This window comes from Microbulbifer marinus (assembly GCF_900107725.1).
Taxonomy (GTDB): domain Bacteria; phylum Pseudomonadota; class Gammaproteobacteria; order Pseudomonadales; family Cellvibrionaceae; genus Microbulbifer; species Microbulbifer marinus.
The window spans coordinates 902,794-920,981 of the sequence record NZ_FNQO01000001.1 but is presented as its reverse complement, the minus strand read 5'-3'; the positions used below and the strand labels follow the sequence as shown (position 1 = coordinate 920,981).

Genomic DNA, 18,188 nt, shown 5'->3' with positions numbered 1-18,188 from the left:
AACTTACAGTCTCGGAAATCTGATGCCCGACCTCGGTGCGATCTTTGATGGAAGGCTCTCGAGTCCGGAGGGTCTTAGCGCAGGCTTCGTACTGTTTCTCGTGATCGCCGTGGCGGCGTTTGGCGGCTGGGCGCTCACTAGATTCTTTGCTGCCCGAAAAGCCGTTGCATTTTACGAGTCGCTGATTGGCAACGTGAAGCCAGAGAGCTTGCTTGAGCGACGGCGAGATCTGACAAATATAGCCCTACAGAATGCCAAGTATGGCGATCTTTGGCGTGAATTCGATGAGTCGCTTGTACCTGTTCCGCAGAAGCAGCGCCTCTGTAATACCCTTGATGCGGCGCATTTCTTTAATACACATACGCTAGCGCGAAGCCTCACCGAGAATCGACTCTTGGCTGCTGTGCCGGGATTTCTAACTGCTATTGGTGTGATCGGTACTTTTGCCGGCCTTACCATGGGGCTTGGCGCACTGGACATCGATACGACCACCACTGATGTCGATGAGTTGCGAAATGGGATTTTCGGAATGATCGGTGGCGCGAAAATCGCGTTCATGACGTCTGTCTGGGGGGTCTTTACCAGTGTTCTATTCAATCTTTACGAAAAGCTACTAGAGCGTAATATCCGAGCGCGTATCAGCCGCTTTCAAGCCAGGATCGACAATCTCTTCCCGCGTATTACGGCGGAACAGAGCCTTTCAAATATCGAAGATTTCTCCCGTCAGAGTATGGAGAAACTCGCTGAGCTGGACGAGAAGATTGGACACAAGATGCAAGAAGCCATGCGAGAGGCTTCCACGGTGATTAGGGATGGCATGGAACAGAGTCTTCATAACATTCTCGGGCCGGCCATCCAGCAACTAGTGCAGAATGCACATTCCGGCTCGGAGAAGGCACTGGAATCCTTGCTTGAGCGTTTCCTTGATGGTGTCGGTGAGGCTGGTAAAGCTCAGCAGCGGATGATGAAGGACGCTGCCGTCGATATGGAGCATGCTTCGGAGCAGATGGTGTCCGGGTTGTCAGACTTTACAGCTCAGCTGAAGGGTGAAATGGGTACCTTTACGGCCCAAAGTGCGAATACTGTCCAAGAGATGCAAAGTGCTATGGCTTCACATCTCGCGAAGCAGCAGGAGCGTGAAGAGCAGGCGCAACGAGCGGCTGATGCCAATTTTGGCCGCTTTGTAAGTGCGCAGGATGCCCTGAGTCAGGGAATTCAACAAACCCTGGAGTCCCAACAGGCGCAGCACGAGTCAATCAGCACGGAACTCAACAGCCTGATCGAGCGATTCCGTGAACTGGCTGACAGCCATACGGCAGCAACCCAATCCATGCAGCAGGCCGCCAGCGACATGAAAGGCTCGTCGAACCAGCTTGGGATGCTGTCGACTAATCTGCGGCAGGCCAGTGATAGCCTAGAAGAGCACCTTGAATCGTCCGCCAATCAATTTGAGCGCATCACCAATCAGAATCAGGCTGTATTGGTCGGTTATGAAGCGCTGTCGAAAAAAATGGAACAGGTCACAGGAACGATAGGTGCCGCTACTGAGAACTTACAGGCGGCAGCAGAGCTGGCAGAATCTGGTCTAAGCAAGGTACAGGAAAGCTTCAATAGTCTGGGGCATAGCATGAAGCAGCATGTCGCCGATCTTAATGAGAAAATGAGCAGCTTGCTTAATGACTACGCAGAAACAGTTCAGAACCAGACCACAAGCCGTATGGCTGCGTGGAATGAGCAAACTAATAGTTACGTTTCTTCTATGACTAATGCTGTCAGTACGATTAATGAACTGGTAGATGAAATCGATGGCAAGTTCGGCTCGAAGAGTAGGGTAACCGATGCGATTAGCTAGTTCGTTACAGAAAGGCGCGAATGTGGATGAGGAAAATCCATATTGGATGTCATTCTCCGACATTATGGCCGGTCTCTTGGTCATCTTCGTCCTGGCTGTAGTCGCATTGGTGCTGGAATTGATGCAAAAGCGGCAAGATTGGGATGCGGCAATTAATGAGATTCGCGAGGCAGAGGAAGTCCGAGCAGAACTACTGCGGGAGATAGAGCAAGAGTTACGGAAAAAAGATATTCGGGTCTCACTAGGCGAAAACGATACAGTACTTCGAATTCCGGAGGACGTTCTTGCTTTCCGTTCTGGACGTTATGAAGTTCCGGAGGATGAGCGCTCTCAGAAAGTTACGCTGGAGATTGGGCGGGTACTATTTGCCTCGATAGAGAAAAATGATCGCTGGAAATACTTGGATACGGTCTTTGTCGAAGGGCATACGGATAAAATTCCCTATCGAAATGCCGCTATCCAGGAAAATTGGGGGCTGTCAACTTTTCGAGCGATCTCAGTTTGGCGGTATTGGAATGAGAAACTGCCCAAGGGACAGCGCCCAGAGGAATTAGTGAGTCATGACCATAAGAAGTTATTTTCCGTTAGTGGTTATGCCGAAACCAGGCCACGATTGGACACTCTTAAGGACCCAGATAGCAAGAAGTCGCTTAAGAAAAACCGCCGAATCGACATTCGCTTTACAATCAAGCGACCGTCGCTAGCGGACTTCGAGAAAATTAAAGCCAAATTAAAGTAGCATGCTGCCAAGACTCGAATTCCAATTGCCGGAGTGGACAGAGAGAGACTTTCTGCCGCTGAGGGGCGCCGAAGAGAAATTAAAGAAAGTCGGCAGTGGTTCTGGACAAAGCTCACCAAGATTTCGCCGTGCTTGTGATCTGCTAAAGAGGTTAGCGTCAGCAGGTGATAGTACAGGGCTTCGCCGTGCTATTGACGATACGCTCCACGTCAGAGCTTATACATTCCTTCTATATAGCGAAGTCGAATTTGCCAAGCAGGTAGGCGTCAGTAGCGACATGCTAGCCCGGGTACGTGACGTTCGGGAGCCAATGACCAAACTCTCTCTCCTACAAATGATTCGGGCATATTTTGAGCGGTTTGACACTATTGGCGGAGACGAGGGGCTGCCTGCTTGGACTGACTTCCTGCAAGAACAACTGGCCTATCTCGCTCGAAGGGATGGCCACAGCGATCTTCAGACCTATGCCGAACAGCGAGGCCGGCTTTTTTCGCCATCTGCTCCCTATCGACTGGTGAAGGCAGCTCGCGAACAAAACATTGACTTCGATGGGCTGATCAGAAGATTCCACCTCGGAAGCTTCACAGGGGGAGTATTCCTCAGCCGTTGTCAGAATATCTATTATCTGGAGACCATTCGTAATATTCCTGTCGGCGCTGATGATCCAGTGCTGAAAGAGGTATGCAAACCAGCGGTTTTCAATTCGAATTATATTCCGGGCAAGTTGCTAGGCCTTGAAGTGCTGGAGACTCTCATTGATAGGAGTCCAGATGGGGAGGTAAGTGAACCGTGGCAGAATGTAATTTTGTCTATTGCCGGTGATCCGCGAGTTCCCCGCTCAAATCCTAATTACCAAAAGTGGTGGTCGCTGCTCGGTGAGCACCGTGTTTCTAAGGTCCGCGGCTGGTTGAGTCGGTTTGACCTTAAGCTATTTTTGGATGTGCTTGAGCAGAGCGCCAGGGATGGGAAAATCGATGACATGGAGCGGATGTTCAAGCCGCGAAAAGCATTCATGGAGGGTTTGCTTGAATCTGGAGCAGTTTCTGAGTCTCGACTATTCCTGGGATCCTACGCAGAGCACTACGTGCGAAAGCAATATAAAAGAGAGGAACTGCCGGCTTTTACTAGAGTGCATTCCCCACAAACCTCGATGATCTATCTCAATTTGGGCGGAAAGGTTCACATGATTGAAGGCAGTCATAGCTTCAGGCTGAAGCTCTTGGACAAGTTGCCTTCCAACCAGAAAATTAGAAACTACGATATCCGGGCAATTGATGATAGCTACCTTCGTAGCCAGTTGATGTTTGATTATCGTCGTGAATATGGCGATACCGACGAAGGGTTGGAATTGACCCATGATGTCCATTTTAACTGGCAAAGGAAGGCAATCGCTTATCTGAAGTACAAGGGGGTTCAAGTTGAGGCTGGAAGGTTAATCCATCCGGATCAATATCGCGCCTTCAAGAAAAAAGTAGGAGCAGTGTGATGGCGATAGCGCAGTTTCTCAAGCGTTTCGCAGGAAAGCACGAAGAGGAATCTTTATCCTGGCGGATTGACCCAGTCGAGGGGCTGGACTTTATTTTCAAGGGGCCTGGCCTGGCTGATCCGGAAGGGTATTCATTGGAAAACCCGATCTTCGGAATGAAGTATGCATACCTGAAGAGCCTGCACGAGCAGGGCGTTGCACGTCGAAACGCTAATTGCTTTACAGTGTCATCATCATCTGTCTCTAATCTGGATGAAGATTTCGCAGCCCTATTCAGGCTCCCCCCCTTATTTGAGGGAGCTTTTAAGTGCTTGATTTCTGGAAGCACGGGTAAGTCCTCTTTCGCTGTTAGAACCGAGTTGGTCTTACCTGCCGGGGAGGAAGTCGCCCACTTTAGTCTTCGAGGACCATTTCTATTTTTAGGGGAAACAGAGCAATATCGCCTGACCCCTGCGCAGTGGTCAGCGCTGCAGGCGCTTGTTCAGCATGAAGGTCTATCTGCCTCGGAGCGAAATGAGTATGAAAACAACTGGTTGATTTTTGAGCTGCAAACTGCAAAGAAAGCAGGTGCGGAGATTGATCTTGCGCACTTTAATCAGATAGATATTGTTCGCCCAGAATCTGTTGGTGTCGGAGTTGAAGAACTTGAAACTGGTGATTTGGTACTCACCCCGACATTTGGCCCGGGTATCGATCTGAATGACGTCAAGCGTCGTTTGGGGCAGATTGGCGCCGATGAAGGTAGAAGTATTCTCCGGGTAAATAACCGTTTTGTACTGCTAGATCAAGAAAGAGTAGACGCTGTCGAGGAGATACTCACCAACCGTGTGATTCCTAAGTCCCAGGTAGAGTCGTTCTTTGAATCCCCAACCGCTTATCTAAACGCGGCCATGATTGACCTCGATACCGGATTTTCTTTGCGGGTGCTTGGTGCCGAGCATTTCGAGCATAAGTATTTTGGAGATGTGGAAAGGTCGAGCACCAATTGGTTTGATGCAGAAAGTAAGCTTATTGAGCCGACAGGGAACATAGCTGCACTTGCTAAAAGTCGTGAAACGTTGGATGAACTCATTCAGCGCGTTAGCGATGCTCAGAAGCTCGGTGCGACAGTCGTCGAATTCGATGGCAGGAAGTTTGACGTGTCTGATGTAGAAGCTGTCGAGGAATCATTGCGTGCGGCAGAGCGGCGTCTTTCTGAGAATGAGGTAGATGTGCCGACTAGGGGTGTTGGACCGGATGAGGCTCAAAGTTCAACATCTGATCAAGTCGTGATTGCAATTGGTACTAATGATGAGGAAGAAGACTTTTGCAGAGAGACCGAGCTGAATGGATTTGACGTTGATCGTCAGGACTATGATAAGAGCAATCTTAAGAGAGCCGCCTTTCCACACCAAGATGAGGGCATTCGTTGGCTTCTGGCTCATATGGAATCAACACTTTCTGGTAGCCGGGACACGGGGGCATTATTAGCTGACGACATGGGACTAGGGAAGACCTACATGACCCTGGTGGCAGCGTCTGAATATCTTCGACGAATGCGCCAAGCTGGAGGCCTAGAAAAGCCCGTAATGATCGTGGCGCCACTAAGCCTCCTTGAAAACTGGCAGTCCGAGGTTTTTGAAACATTCCATAAATCGCCCTTCCAGGATATTGTGACCCTGCAGGCGGGGGTAGACTTAAAGCGATTCCGTGTCGCCGGAGCCGGTAGAGAAACCTCACAAGAGGCTCAGGGGATTAGTAACCTTGATTCGATTCGCTACTCGCTGAAGGTTGGAAAGTTATATGGCAAAGATCGCCTCGATATGCCGGGAAGACTTGTTTTAACAACATACCAGACGCTTAGAGATTACCAGTTCTCACTCAGCCGCGTTGATTGGAGTATCGTAGCATTTGACGAGGCGCAAAATATCAAAAACCCCAACGCGTTGGCGACGCGAGCGGCAAAGGCTCTGAAGGCAGACTTTAAATTGCTGGCAAGCGGAACTCCGGTTGAGAACTCGCTAAAGGATTTCTGGTGTCTCATGGATACCGCTGTTCCAGGTCTTTTAGGGGCATGGCAATCATTCAGGGAGAACTATATTTCCCCTATATTGGATGCTGCTGAGCCGGATAAGAGAGATGTAAAAATTACGGTCGGTAAGCAGCTAAGAGATAAAGTTGGTGTCTACATGCTGCGGAGAACCAAAGAGGAGCGTCTTGACGGACTTCCCAAGAGGACAATCTATTCCGGTAATCAGTCTGCTCAGAAATTTAAGTTCCAATCTACCTTAGCCGGAATGATGAAGGGGCCCCAGCTCTCTGCATACGAAGATATTGTCTCCCATGTCAAAAATGCTTCGGAACAGGACCGGCGGGGGGTGGTCTTGCCGAGCTTACTCAAGCTTAAGGTAAGCTCTATCCATCACAGGTTGTTGGGTCAGCATGATATTCCGTCAGATATTAAGGGGCTCATTGAGTTTGCCAAGGATTCAGTGAAGATCGAGTCGATGCTGTCCGTGCTTGATGAGATTCGCAGTCGCGAGGAGAAGGTGATTATTTTCGCCACGACCAAGTCAATTCAGCGGTTTGTATGCGTCTTAATTTCTTCTCTCTATAAGATCAAGGTAGATATTATTAATGGTGATACTAAGGCAGTATCGACGCGGCAGTCCGAGCTTACCCGTAAGTCGATTATTGATGCATTTCAGTCCACTTCTGGATTTGGGGTGATAGTGATGTCTCCAGTGGCTGCGGGTGTTGGCCTGACCGTAACCGGTGCAAATAATGTAATTCATCTGGAGAGACACTGGAATCCAGCCAAAGAAGCGCAAGCGACTGATCGGGTGTACCGTATCGGGCAAAGACGGAACGTCAACGTATATCTGCCAATGGCGCTCCATCCAGAAATTGCATCCTTTGATCTGCAGCTTGATAGCTTGTTAAGTAACAAAATAGACCTGAGCGATGCGGTGGTGGCAAATGAGGCCGTTGAAGCTTCGGATTTTGGTGGGGTCTTTTAGAGCATTTAGCCCATTTGATAGACTTTTTGGGTGTCAAGTTAAGCGCATATTTAAGGGGAACTAAATGGTAATGGAATTTGGTCACAAAGCGCTTAAATCATTTCAGCGTGAGAATCGCGATGGGTTCCCTGATGCATTGGGTTGAGAGTGCACCGTGCGCTTAGCTGGCTTTGCCGCGCGGAGCAGTGTGAAGATGTAGATAGTGCATTTATTTTTCTCTGGATCTCTTTCAATGCTGCGTACGCCCAGGAAATAGACCGCACGTTAGGTATCGGTGACCAAGATCTCTTTAGAAGGTTTATTGATAGATTGGTAGATCTGGATACTAGTAACGATCTATACAGTCATGTTTGGCATGAGTTCTCCGGATCGATCAGGTTGCTGTTAGATAATCCATTTATATTTCATCCGTTCTGGGCTTATCAGAGAGGAGAGATAGATGCTAAAAGTTGGAGGCAGAGTTTTAATTCCGCTAATACGGCAGTAAAAGCTTCCTTGGCTAGTTCGGACACTAAAACTGTACTGGGTGTGATTTTTAGCCGACTCTATACGCTTAGAAATCAGTTAGTTCATGGTGGAGCCACTTGGCAGGGTCGGGTTAACCGTGATCAGATCCGCGATGGAATGGCGATTATGGGGAAATTAGTACCATCAATCATTGAGATTATGATGCTAAACCCTGATTCATTTCCCGGAGATGCGTGTTATCCGGTGGTGGAGACGGAGACAGTTTGATTCAAAAATGATTTGAACCAGTACTCGTAAGTAAAGTGGGCAGGAAAGGAATCTTGAGTTATGTATTATGAGTCCGGTCGGGTGATTTATTCACCTTCAGATCTATGTCGCTTTATAGAATCACCATTCGCGGCTTGGATGGAGCGCCTTTCAACGGATTTTCCCGATTGCGGGATCAAGCCAGATGGCGAGGATCCGCTACAGGCGGTACTGGCAACACGCGGACTCGCGCATGAGCAGGATCATCTCGATGAGATGAGGAATGCGGGTAAGTCGATTTTTGCGGTTTCGAGTCAGCTTTCATTCACAGAGAAGCTGATAGCTACCCGTGAAGCCATGAGTAGAGGTATAGATGTAATATTCCAGGCTGCCCTGGAGAAGCTGCCCTTTCGTGGCTTTGCCGATTTCCTGGTCAAGGTAGAGGGGCCGTCATCGCTGGGGCATTATCATTACACCGTGTGGGATACTAAGCTCTCCGGCGCAGTAAAGCCCTCGCATCTGGTCCAGTTGTGCACTTATGCGGAGATGCTTGCAGAGTGCCAAGGGTGTCTGCCCGAAAGTGTGTCGATTGTTTTGGGTTCGCGTAAGCGAGATAGCTTCCCACTACGGGATTACTTCAGTTATTACCAGGCACAGAAAAGTCAGTTCCTATCCGCCGAGACGAGCTTTAATGCCGAGGTAATGCCGGATCCAGCGGACTCCGTGAGCTGGGGGCGTTGGGGGACGTACGCCGAAAAGATCCTGGAGGAGCGAGACCACCTCAGCCGTGTTGCCAATATCACTCGAGCGCAGGTCAAGAAGCTGCAAGCTGCAGGTATTAACACGCTCACGGGGCTGGCGGAATCCGAGCTGGTCCGGGTGCCGGGCATCAACGATATTGTTTTTACGCGACTGCAGGCGCAAGCGCGAATTCAGCAGGCTAGCCAGGATTGCGAGAAGCCTAGGTTTGAAATATTGATCCCTGAGGCAGGGCAGCATCTGGGGCTAAGCTTGTTGCCACCGCCTTCTACCCTTGACGTATTCTTCGATATCGAGGGATTCCCGCTAGAGGAAGGGGGGCTAGAGTACCTTTGGGGGGCCACCTACTTCGACGAATCGGGAAACCGCTGCTTCAGGGACTTCTGGGCCCACGATGCAAATGAGGAGAAAGCTGCCTTCGAGGCGTTTATGCACTGGGTGTATGAACGCTGGCAGCATGACCCGCAAATGCATATTTACCACTACGCCAATTACGAGATCGCTGCATGCCGGCGACTAATGGGGCGGTATGGCGTCTGTGAACATGAGGTTGACCAGCTGCTGCGCAATGAGGTTTTTGTGGACCTCTATAAGATCGTCCGCCATGGGTTGCGTCTTGGCGAACGCAATTACTCGATCAAGAGTGTTGAACATCTGTATCGGGGAAAGCGTGAAACAGACGTCGGGACGGGCGGAGATTCGGTGGTGGTCTATGAACAATGGCGCCAACAACGGGATGGGGATAGTTGGCAGACCTCCAAAATCCTGAAGAGCATCCGCGAATACAACATTGATGACTGTGATTCTACTCAGGAGCTGGTGGAGTGGCTGCGCGAAGAGCAAGAGCGCCACGGTATCACCTACGTTGGGCCCACCGAACCTCGAGAGAGCGAAGTCACTGAAGAGGTGTCGGAACGCACGCAGCTCCGTGATCGTCTTTTGGGACTGGCTGAACGGCAGCGTGCATCAGAGTGCGGCGAAGAAACCGACCCCAGCAGGGTGCCTCAGTCTGTGGTCACCGAGACCCTCGCCTGGCTATTGGAGTTCCACCGCCGCGAAGCCAAGCCGGTGTTTTGGAGGCTCTTTGACCGCTTGGGGCTCACGCATGATGAATTGCTAGATGATATCGATTGCCTTGCCCAGTGTGAACGGACTCCCCGTCCACCATTCAAGGTGAGCCCAAGAGCCAGGAAGCACGCCTTCGAGTATCGATTTGATGCGAATCAGGAGTTCAAAGGTGCTGCCAAGACCTTTTATCTGGCCGGTGAGGAGGATGATGCGGGCAGACCCCTGAAGGTCTCCTTTGAGGATACTGAGAGTGATTTAGAAGTAGGGTTGATCGTCATTTCCGCTATGCAGGAACCGCCTGCGGTAATCACGCTGGTACCGGATGAATACGTGAATCCTAACCCTATTCCGCAGGCTCTGGATCGGGTTATTGCCGCGTATGAGCGGGGTGAGTGGCGAGCATGTGCAATCGGTGATTTTCTTTCCCGCGCCTTGCCCCGCATCAACGGGCATACGTCGGGCATGTCGATAGTGACCGGGACCGACCCCAAGGAACGACTCAAGCAAGTTATCAGGGGCGTCTCCAATCTACAGGCCAGCTACCTAACCATTCAGGGACCGCCTGGTGCTGGGAAGACTTATACCGGTAAGCACATCATCACAGAGCTCGTCAAACAGGGGAGAACTGTTGGCATCTGCTCCAATAGCCACAAGGCTATCAATAATTTATTGATCGGTACCGCCAGCTATTGTCACGATCAGGGGATTCCTGTGTCCTGTGTGTGCACCAAAGATACTGATTCGCAACTGGAAGAACTGGGTATCCAGGTCTTAGCTAACAAGGATATCGAGGGTACGGTGGCTCCCGGAACCGTTGTTGGGACAACCGCATGGGGATTTGCCCGGGAGGATCTGCAAGGGCGTTTTGACTACGTGTTTGTGGATGAAGCGGGGCAGGTGAGCCTTGCTAATCTTGTTGCTATTAGCGGGGCAGCGGAAAATATTGTTCTGATGGGTGACCAGATGCAGCTGGGCCAGCCTATTCAGGGCAGTCACCCTGGGCTTGCCGGCCTCTCCGTGCTGGACTATTTGCTGGGTGAACAAGCAGCCATCGACGAGCAGATGGGAGTATTTCTCGACACCACCTATCGTATGCACCCGGCCGTCAATGATGTTGTCTCGCACGCATTCTATGGTGGGAGGCTCGAGGCGCATCCAGACAATGTGAAACAAGTTATCGACGTACCTTCAAGCTATCACGGGCCATTGGACTGTGAAGCCGGGGTGATTTATCTGCCAGTCGAGCATGAGGGAAATACTCAAGCCAGTGAGGAGGAAGTGGCCGAAATTGTTGCTCGCACGGAGGAGCTTCTTGGTCGGAATTACTGCGATAAGAACGGCAAGACCAGAGAGTTAACCTTGGCGGACATGCTCTTCATGGCCCCCTATAACCATCAGGTCAATAAACTGAAGCAAGCATTGGGCGAGGAGGCCAGAGTAGGGAGTGTTGACAAGTTTCAAGGCCAAGAGGCCCCGATAGTCTTTATCAGTATGTGTGCCAGTGAAGCGGCTGAATCACCGAGAGGATTAGCATTCCTGTTTGATAAGCATCGCCTCAATGTGGCCATTTCCCGTGCGCAAGCTCTTGCTGTGATCGTCGGCAGCCCTAATTTGGGTTTGACTAAGGCAAATTCTCTGTCAGATCTGAGAAGGTTGAACCTATGGCAGCTGCTTTCTAGAGCGAATACTTAATGATACTTTTCAGAAACAAAAAATACATTTTCACATTAGAACTAAATTAAATTGGGTTAGATTAACCAGGTGCATTTGGGGTGGGGCTTTGAAATATCTCGTCGGTAGTTATTCCTGGCTAGCCGCAGGCTGGCTGCTCGCGAAAATGACGAACGATAGTAAGCTGTGGGTTCTCCTACTGGGAGCCGTAGTACTGGGGTTTCCATTTTTCTTGAGTCGTTTGTATATAAGTACTATTCAAAAGACGTTTTATGCCCATCAATATCGTCACGGCGGTTTTCTCCGTGCGATTCAGAATAGCCGGCTACTTTCTACCCCTTTCTGGTTTCTGGTCTCGCTATGTTCCGGTATAGGAATGCTGTACTGGTTTCATATGCTCTCTTATATTGAGTGGGCGCTGTTGTGTGCCTTGATACCTCTATATTTCGGCATCCACGCAAAGCTTCTATCAGTTGCACGTAATGAGTTTCGGGAATATCGAGCTTTCGCCAAGGGACTGGCCTGGTCCCAGTGGGTATTCGCACTGTTGGTTAGTGTCGCTTGGATATTGATTCATCTCTATCTTATACCCCGTGACAGCGTTCCGCTCTTGTCGGAGATAATGCTGGAACAACAAAAGGTGTTGCTCTCTTCAGAACAGAGTGTTTTGGCACAAATAATAGATCGGTATACTACCTATTATGCAGCGGTGATGGATATGGGGCTGCATATCCTAAAGGTCAGCTCCGGACGCCTATATTTCGTGATGGCCCTACTCGTTACGTTCGCGGCATTAGCCAGTTTCGCGAATGCGCTTTCTGCATTTCTTATTCCAGCAAAGGAATACCGCCGCATTGCTGTACCTTTGGCCGAGAAATTAGAAGTGCCCACAGTTGGATTTGAAAAGTCGAGCGCTTTGGGAGCGATGTGTGCAGTCGGACTCTGCTTTATTTATCCAGCTCTCGCTATTTACGTGGACACGCTTGTCGCGAGTAAGGTCAGTGCCCGTGACTTTGCCCAGTTCGAGCTGGCGATCAAGCCTCAGGTCGAGAAGTTCGAAAACCGCTATTACAAAGCAGGAACCCGGGACAGCCTTCATGCTCTGGCTATCGACACTTTGGCTCGGCAGCAACAGGGAATGGAGCTACTTGAGAAGCAGATGGATGAGGCTTATAGGGTGATGGAGGGTAATGTGGATGCATATCTGGATGCATATTACAGCCTGCCGGCAGAATACATGCGGCTTGCGGCATTACTAAGTAACTCGCTGGAGAGCCGCATTTCCGCGGATCTGACCAGGACGCTCAATAGCGGAGAGCCATTTGCAAGGTTTGAAAAAAGCTTACGCGCAGTCTCTGAGCAGAACCATATCTTGGAGGCGAGCTTCAGGGAAGCTTCTCTAAAACTGTTAAAAGACAATGAGGTTTCCATGCCGGAAGGAGACTTCTGGGTGATCGATGAGTATTCGCAGGAAAGTATACTGCGGCCTTCAGCCGAAATTGAGCGAATAAATGGCAATATGCGGGGAGCGGTCGCTGGGCTGGGCGCCATCTCAGCGATGGTAGCCACAAAGGTAGTCTCAAAGGCTGCTGCCAAAGGGACACTACGGCTGGCGGCCAAAGCGGTCGCCAAGGCTGCGGCTTCGAAAGTCGGTGCGGGCGGTGCGGCAACGGCTGCCGGAGCTGCGATTGGCTCAATCATACCCGGAGCTGGAACTTTTGCGGGTGCCGTGATAGGCGCTGGGGTGGGTTTGATTGTTGGAGTCTCAATTGATGCGACCTTACTGCAGGTGGAAGAAATGATCTCCAGGGAAGACTTTAGGCGACAAATCATCGACTCGATTAGACAGGCCAAAGCAGAACATAAGAAACAATTAGGTTTTGATGTTTCTGGCTGAATCGTTCGAGTTCCCTAGCCCTCCCCACTTTCGAATGGAATTGGCGGGTTTTCCAGATGGAGGCCTAGGGGAAGATACGAACCAAAAGTCGCAGTCAGAGTAAAATAACGATGTTGAAGTCCCCTAGTGGATGATGAAATCAATCTTTCGATCAAAAGTCCCCAAATTTATTTCCCTCCACGGGGCTGGTCGATCTTTTTGTCCAATTCTCACCGTCCTGTTGATCGGGCTATCCCGATTGAAAGCGTCCGATCCGGGACTGGTACGTCTGTATGCGTGTGTTTGTGCGCTGTTTCTCAAGGGACGTACGGTCACTTTTTTGCCGTTTACAGTGTTTCATTTTCGTGACTAGAATCGCTTCGTCAGCCATGTGAGTGGTACGCCATGGCTGTGATGTCAGTAACAATGCATTCTTAAAACAATAAAATTTTTTCCAATAAAAACAGCGACAACACGCCAAATCATCATCAGTCGCCGGCAAGTAGCCGTGTGTCCAAAGTATCGTATTGCCGTAGTCTGCTTCTGGATTGGCCGGCCTGCCCGAAGGAATCGAGCTCTACCTTTAATTGATCGTTGACGTGTTGCCAAATCAAGTTCACAGAGAGAATAAGGTTCGGCGCATGATGAAGAGACTTACCCCCGTTTATCTCGGGATAATTTCGCTATTGGTTCTGCAGCTAAGCATGGCTGCCCACGCTTCAAATTTACCTGCCGACAGGTACACGCTGACGCTTGCCCACAGTGGCAAATGCGTCAATGTGCCCGGTGGCAGCACATCCAGTAACGTCCAGCTGGAGCAGGCCAGCTGCTCGGGCTCGGCCGTCCAGGATTTTGATGTCAGCCCGGCGGGCGACGGTTATTACAAAATCATCAATACAAACAGCGGCAAGGCGATGCGTGTGCAGGGCGGCTCCGGTTCGGATGGCGCGGCGGTGGTCCAGTACAGCTGGTACGACTACGGTTCCCAGCACTTCCTGCCGCAGAGGAACGGCAGTGGCTATCTCCTGCGCAACCGGAACTCGGGTAAGTGCGTCGAGCTCTCGGGTGCGTCGCAGGGTGAGGGGGGCCGGCTGGTGCAGATGTCCTGTACCGGCTCACCGCAGCAGACCTTTGCCATCGACCCGACCATCGACGGCGAGCGCACCCTGGCGCCCGGCCGGTACTCCGCCAGGGCAGTGCACTCGGGAATGTGCCTCGACGTGCCCTCGTCGAGCACTGCCAACGGCAAGCAGCTGCAGCAGTGGAGCTGCAACGGTACCGCCGCACAGCAGTTCGACTTCGTCTACGCCGGTGCCGGCCAGTACGAGATCATCAATGTCAACAGCGGCAAGTGTGTCGACATCTACTGGGGCCAGACCGGCAACGGCACGCCAGTGCAGCAGTACAGCTGCAACCAGGGCAGCAACCAGCGCTTCCTGCTCGAGGGTAATGGCGACGGGGCGTACTTTATAAAAACCGCCCTGTCGGGCAACAAGCCGATCGATGTCTCCGGTGTTTCCATGGACAGCGGGGCCGACATTCACCTCTGGGACGAGCATGGCGGTGACAACCAGAAGTGGACGCTGGAACCGGTGGTCTACGAGGCCGCGGTGCAGGACGGTATCTACAACATCGTTGCCACCCACAGCGGCAAGTGCCTGGACGTGCCGGGATCGAGCACCTCCGCGGGTACCCAGCTGCAGCAGTACTCCTGTAACGGCACCAGCGCGCAGACGTTCGAGCTGATCCACCAAGCCGACGGCTACTACAAAATCCAGAACACCAATAGCGGGCTCTCGCTGTCGGTGCGGGATTTTGCCGACGCCGCCGGTACGGCAATCGAGCAGGGCGAGGGGTTCGGCAGTGACAACCAGCTGTTCCGCTTCGTGCCCTACGGCTCAGGCTATGTGATACGGCCGAAGTCCAGCTACCAGTGCCTGGACGTGAACAACAGTCTGTTCAGCTCCGGCTACCAGGAACTGGAGCAGTACACCTGCAATTACGACAACAACCAGGTGTTTAAGCTGCAGCCTCTATCAACCGCCGCCAGTTTCGCTGCCGCGCAGGCCGCCAACAATGACACTGTCGTCCTGCTGCATGGCTTCGCTGGTTGGGGCCGCAACGAGCTGTTCGGCTTCAAGTACTGGGGCGGCGGCTGGAACGGCAAGAAGGACCTGCAGGAATACCTGAAATCCCAGGGGCATGACACCGTTACCCTGGCGGTCGGGCCGCTCAGCTCCAACTGGGACCGCGCGGTTGAGGCCTACTACCAGCTGAAGGGCGGCTGTGTGAACTACGGCGCAACCCATGCCGCGACCCATGGGCACAGTCAATTTGGCCGCTGTTTCGGCGCGTTGCTGCCAGACTGGGATGCATCCAACAAGATCCACATCATTGCCCACAGCCAGGGCGGCCAGACGGCCCGGGTGCTGCTCAAGCTGCTGCGGGATGGCTCGCCGGAGGAGAACTACGAGGCCGGCACGGTGTTCGAGGGCGGCAGGAACTGGGTGCACAGCATCACCACGGTGTCCACGCCCCACAACGGCACCACGCTGACCGAGTTCTTCAACCCGCTGGATATTACCGAGCAACTGGTAACCTCCATCTACCGGGCGGCGGGCCTGGTCAGCGGCGAGAACGTGGTCTACGACCTGAAGCTGGACCAGTGGGCGCTGACGCGCCAATCCGGGGAGAGCTGGGATGCCTACTTCCAGCGCGTCAAGGACCACAGCCTGTGGGACGAATCGGTGGATACGTCACTCTATGACCTGAGTGCGGAGGGGGCGCCCTATATCTACGGCGGTGCTATCACCTACCCGGATGTTTACTATTTCTCGTTTTCGAACCAATCCACCTACAAGGGGCTGTTCACGCAGAAGCATTACCCCACGGCTTCCACCTTCCTGCCGTTCATGCCCCAGTCCCTGTTCATGGGGCAGTACAAGAACAGCAACCTGGGCGTGGATGCCAGCTGGTTCGCCAATGACAGTGTGGTGAACACCAACAGCATGGTGGCGCCGACGGGGGCTCCCTATCAGGACTACAACGGATTGCCGGTGCCAGGTGTGTGGCAGCACATGGGCAAGAAGTCCGGCTGGGACCACGTGGATGTAACCGGGATGTTTACCCTGAAGGATATCAACCCGATGTACCTGAACCACGTGGAGATCCTGAAGTCCCTGGATTGACCTGGTCCTCCCCGGTTGGGGAGGGAGTGGGAAAGGGGCCCCGGTAGGCAGCGGGGCCATGCCAAGGTCAGCCCGACATCGGGCTGGCCTTTTTTGATTGCCGGGCCCGGTAGATCCGGCACAGTGTTTCGTCCATTGCGTTCCGGTCACGACGAACTGGAATAAATAATAAATGGGGGCAGATCAACCTTGCGGGACTTTCTTATTTGCTCCTAATTCATACCAAGGTGTCGATCTGACTGCATTGATACAAACCGTTAGCCTGCACTGATCCGGTAACAGGGAATATATTCCTTGCCCGGCAGTTTCATTCTCTGCTGCTTCACAAAAGACTCCAGCAGGGTATCGATGCTGTGCATGATTGCCGGGTCGCCGCGCAATTCATAGGGACCATGTTTCTCCACGATACGAATCCCCTCGTCTTTTACGTTACCGGACACGATGCCGGAGAACGCGCGGCGCAGGTTGGCGGCCAGCAGGTATGGTTCCTGTTTTTTGTGTAAAGCGAGGTTATGCATATTCTCGTGAGTGGGAGTAAACGGCCGCTGGAACTCTGTTGAAACCTTCAGTTGCCAGTTGAAGTAATAGGCATCTCCTGTCTCCTTGCGGTGTTGCCGCACCTGTTCGATGCCTGCGGCCATTTGTCGTGCCACTTCCTGCGGGTCATCAATAATGATCTGGTACCTGGATCTGGCTTCTTCGCCCAGGGTCGAGGCAATGAATTCGTCGATTCGATTAAAGTAATCGGCGGCGCTGGCGGGGCCGGTAAAAATCACCGGGAAGGGTTGTTCCCGGTTTTCTTCATGCAGCAGTATGCCCATCAGGTAGAGGATTTCCTCGGCGGTACCGGCGCCGCCAGGAAACACGATAATGCCGTGGCCGGTGCGCACGAACGCCTCCAGCCGTTTCTCGATGTCCGGCATGATAACGAGCTGGTTGACAATCGGGTTCGGCGCTTCTGCGGCGATGATACCCGGCTCGGAAATGCCGAGGTACTGACCGCGCCGTTCGCGCTGCTTGGCATGACCGATAGTGGCGCCTTTCATCGGGCCTTTCATTGCACCCGGACCGCAACCGGTGCAGATATCGAGATGTCGTAACGCCAGCTCGTAACCCACGTCCTTGGTGTAATCGTATTCCTCCCCCGAGATGGAGTGCCCGCCCCAGCACACTACCAATCTTGGCTCGCGGGTGCGGTCAAAAGTGCCGGCATTGCGGAGGATATGGAACACCGCGTCAGTAATACCCTGCGCGGATACCAGGTCGTAGCGCGGGTCGCCGGTGATTTCGCTGTTCACATAAATAATGTCGCGGAGCACGGCAAAAAGGTGCTCGGCGATACCGCGAATCATCTTGCCGTCTACAAAGGCAATGGCAGGGGCGTTTTCGACATGGAGCTTTACGCTGCGCTCCGTCGGGATGACGGAGATATCGAAGTTGGCATAGGTCTCCAGCAGCTCCTTGCCGTCATCCATGTGGCCGCCGCTACTGAGCACGGCCAGGGAACAGTTGCGGAATGTCTGGTATTGAGGGCCGCGGCTTTCACGGCTGAGCTTGTGGATTTCGTACTTGGATAGAATATCGAACTGCCCGGTTGGTGACACTTGTGCATCGATACGATCCGTAGTCATACAACCCTCAAATAATGCTGAAAGATTCTACAGTACAGCAAGTGCTGTACAGGGGCTATAGCAGTGTAATCTAAGTTGTTGATTGCGTTGTCTTTTGTGTTGAGTTTTCTGCATAGATAGCTTCGGTGCGGAATCAAAGTTGGCGCCTCGATATGCGAGTTGTGTGGGCAGAGAGTTTAGGGTGAATAGTTTTTAATGTTCTTTA

9 protein-coding genes are annotated in these 18,188 nt (G+C 52.1%); 8 read left to right on the top strand and 1 reads right to left on the bottom strand.

What is annotated here, in order from left to right:
* Window positions 1-22 precede the first annotated feature (22 nt).
* The 8 genes from zorA (at window position 23) to BLW36_RS03945 (ending at window position 16,352) form a co-directional block, all read left to right on the top strand.
* Entirely contained in the window at window positions 23-1,852 is a 1,830-nt protein-coding gene (zorA, locus tag BLW36_RS03980; RefSeq protein ID WP_244506121.1) for an anti-phage ZorAB system protein ZorA, read from the top strand.
* A gap of 22 nt (window positions 1,853-1,874) precedes the next feature.
* Window positions 1,875-2,591, top strand: coding sequence for an OmpA/MotB family protein (locus tag BLW36_RS03975; RefSeq protein ID WP_244506120.1), 717 nt, complete (start codon window positions 1,875-1,877; stop codon window positions 2,589-2,591).
* 1 nt (window position 2,592) lies between these two features.
* Window positions 2,593-4,077 carry an EH signature domain-containing protein gene (locus BLW36_RS03970; RefSeq protein ID WP_091385377.1) on the top strand — a complete coding sequence of 495 codons (1,485 nt, stop codon included), beginning with the start codon at window positions 2,593-2,595 and terminating at the stop codon, window positions 4,075-4,077.
* Entirely contained in the window at window positions 4,077-7,076 is a 3,000-nt protein-coding gene (locus BLW36_RS03965; RefSeq protein WP_091385375.1) for a DEAD/DEAH box helicase, read from the top strand. The genes BLW36_RS03970 and BLW36_RS03965 overlap by 1 nt, the downstream gene beginning before the upstream one ends.
* Before the next feature lie 147 nt (window positions 7,077-7,223).
* Window positions 7,224-7,811, top strand: a complete 588-nt coding sequence (locus tag BLW36_RS03960) for a HEPN domain-containing protein (protein ID WP_244506119.1) — start codon at window positions 7,224-7,226, stop codon at window positions 7,809-7,811.
* A gap of 60 nt (window positions 7,812-7,871) precedes the next feature.
* Window positions 7,872-11,309: a TM0106 family RecB-like putative nuclease gene (locus tag BLW36_RS03955; RefSeq protein WP_091385373.1), complete on the top strand. Its 3,438-nt coding sequence runs from the start codon at window positions 7,872-7,874 to the stop codon at window positions 11,307-11,309.
* Window positions 11,310-11,397: 88 nt separating this feature from the next.
* A complete protein-coding gene (locus tag BLW36_RS17395) occupies window positions 11,398-13,185 on the top strand; it encodes a hypothetical protein (RefSeq protein ID WP_211567130.1) in 1,788 nt (595 codons plus the stop codon).
* Window positions 13,186-13,868: 683 nt separating this feature from the next.
* A complete protein-coding gene (locus BLW36_RS03945; protein WP_170833110.1) occupies window positions 13,869-16,352 on the top strand; it encodes a lipase-like domain-containing protein in 2,484 nt (827 codons plus the stop codon).
* A 257-nt stretch (window positions 16,353-16,609) separates the two neighbouring features.
* Here the strand turns inward: BLW36_RS03945 and ppnN are convergent, their stop codons facing one another.
* Window positions 16,610-17,983 (bottom strand): nucleotide 5'-monophosphate nucleosidase PpnN, encoded by a 1,374-nt coding sequence (gene ppnN / locus BLW36_RS03940; RefSeq protein WP_091385367.1) that lies wholly within the window; start codon window positions 17,981-17,983, stop codon window positions 16,610-16,612.
* Window positions 17,984-18,188: the final 205 nt, after the last annotated feature.

What these genes read in the sequence shown, in the direction of transcription:
- ppnN (WP_091385367.1), bottom strand. Translation starts at nt 17,983, where the DNA reads ATGACTACGGATCGTATCGATGCACAAGTGTCACCAACCGGGCAGTTC.
- BLW36_RS03945 (WP_170833110.1), top strand. Translation starts at nt 13,869, where the DNA reads ATGGCTGCCCACGCTTCAAATTTACCTGCCGACAGGTACACGCTGACG.
- BLW36_RS03970 (WP_091385377.1), top strand. Translation starts at nt 2,593, where the DNA reads ATGCTGCCAAGACTCGAATTCCAATTGCCGGAGTGGACAGAGAGAGAC.
- BLW36_RS03955 (WP_091385373.1), top strand. Translation starts at nt 7,872, where the DNA reads ATGTATTATGAGTCCGGTCGGGTGATTTATTCACCTTCAGATCTATGT.
- BLW36_RS03965 (WP_091385375.1), top strand. Translation starts at nt 4,077, where the DNA reads ATGGCGATAGCGCAGTTTCTCAAGCGTTTCGCAGGAAAGCACGAAGAG.
- zorA (WP_244506121.1), top strand. Translation starts at nt 23, where the DNA reads ATGCCCGACCTCGGTGCGATCTTTGATGGAAGGCTCTCGAGTCCGGAG.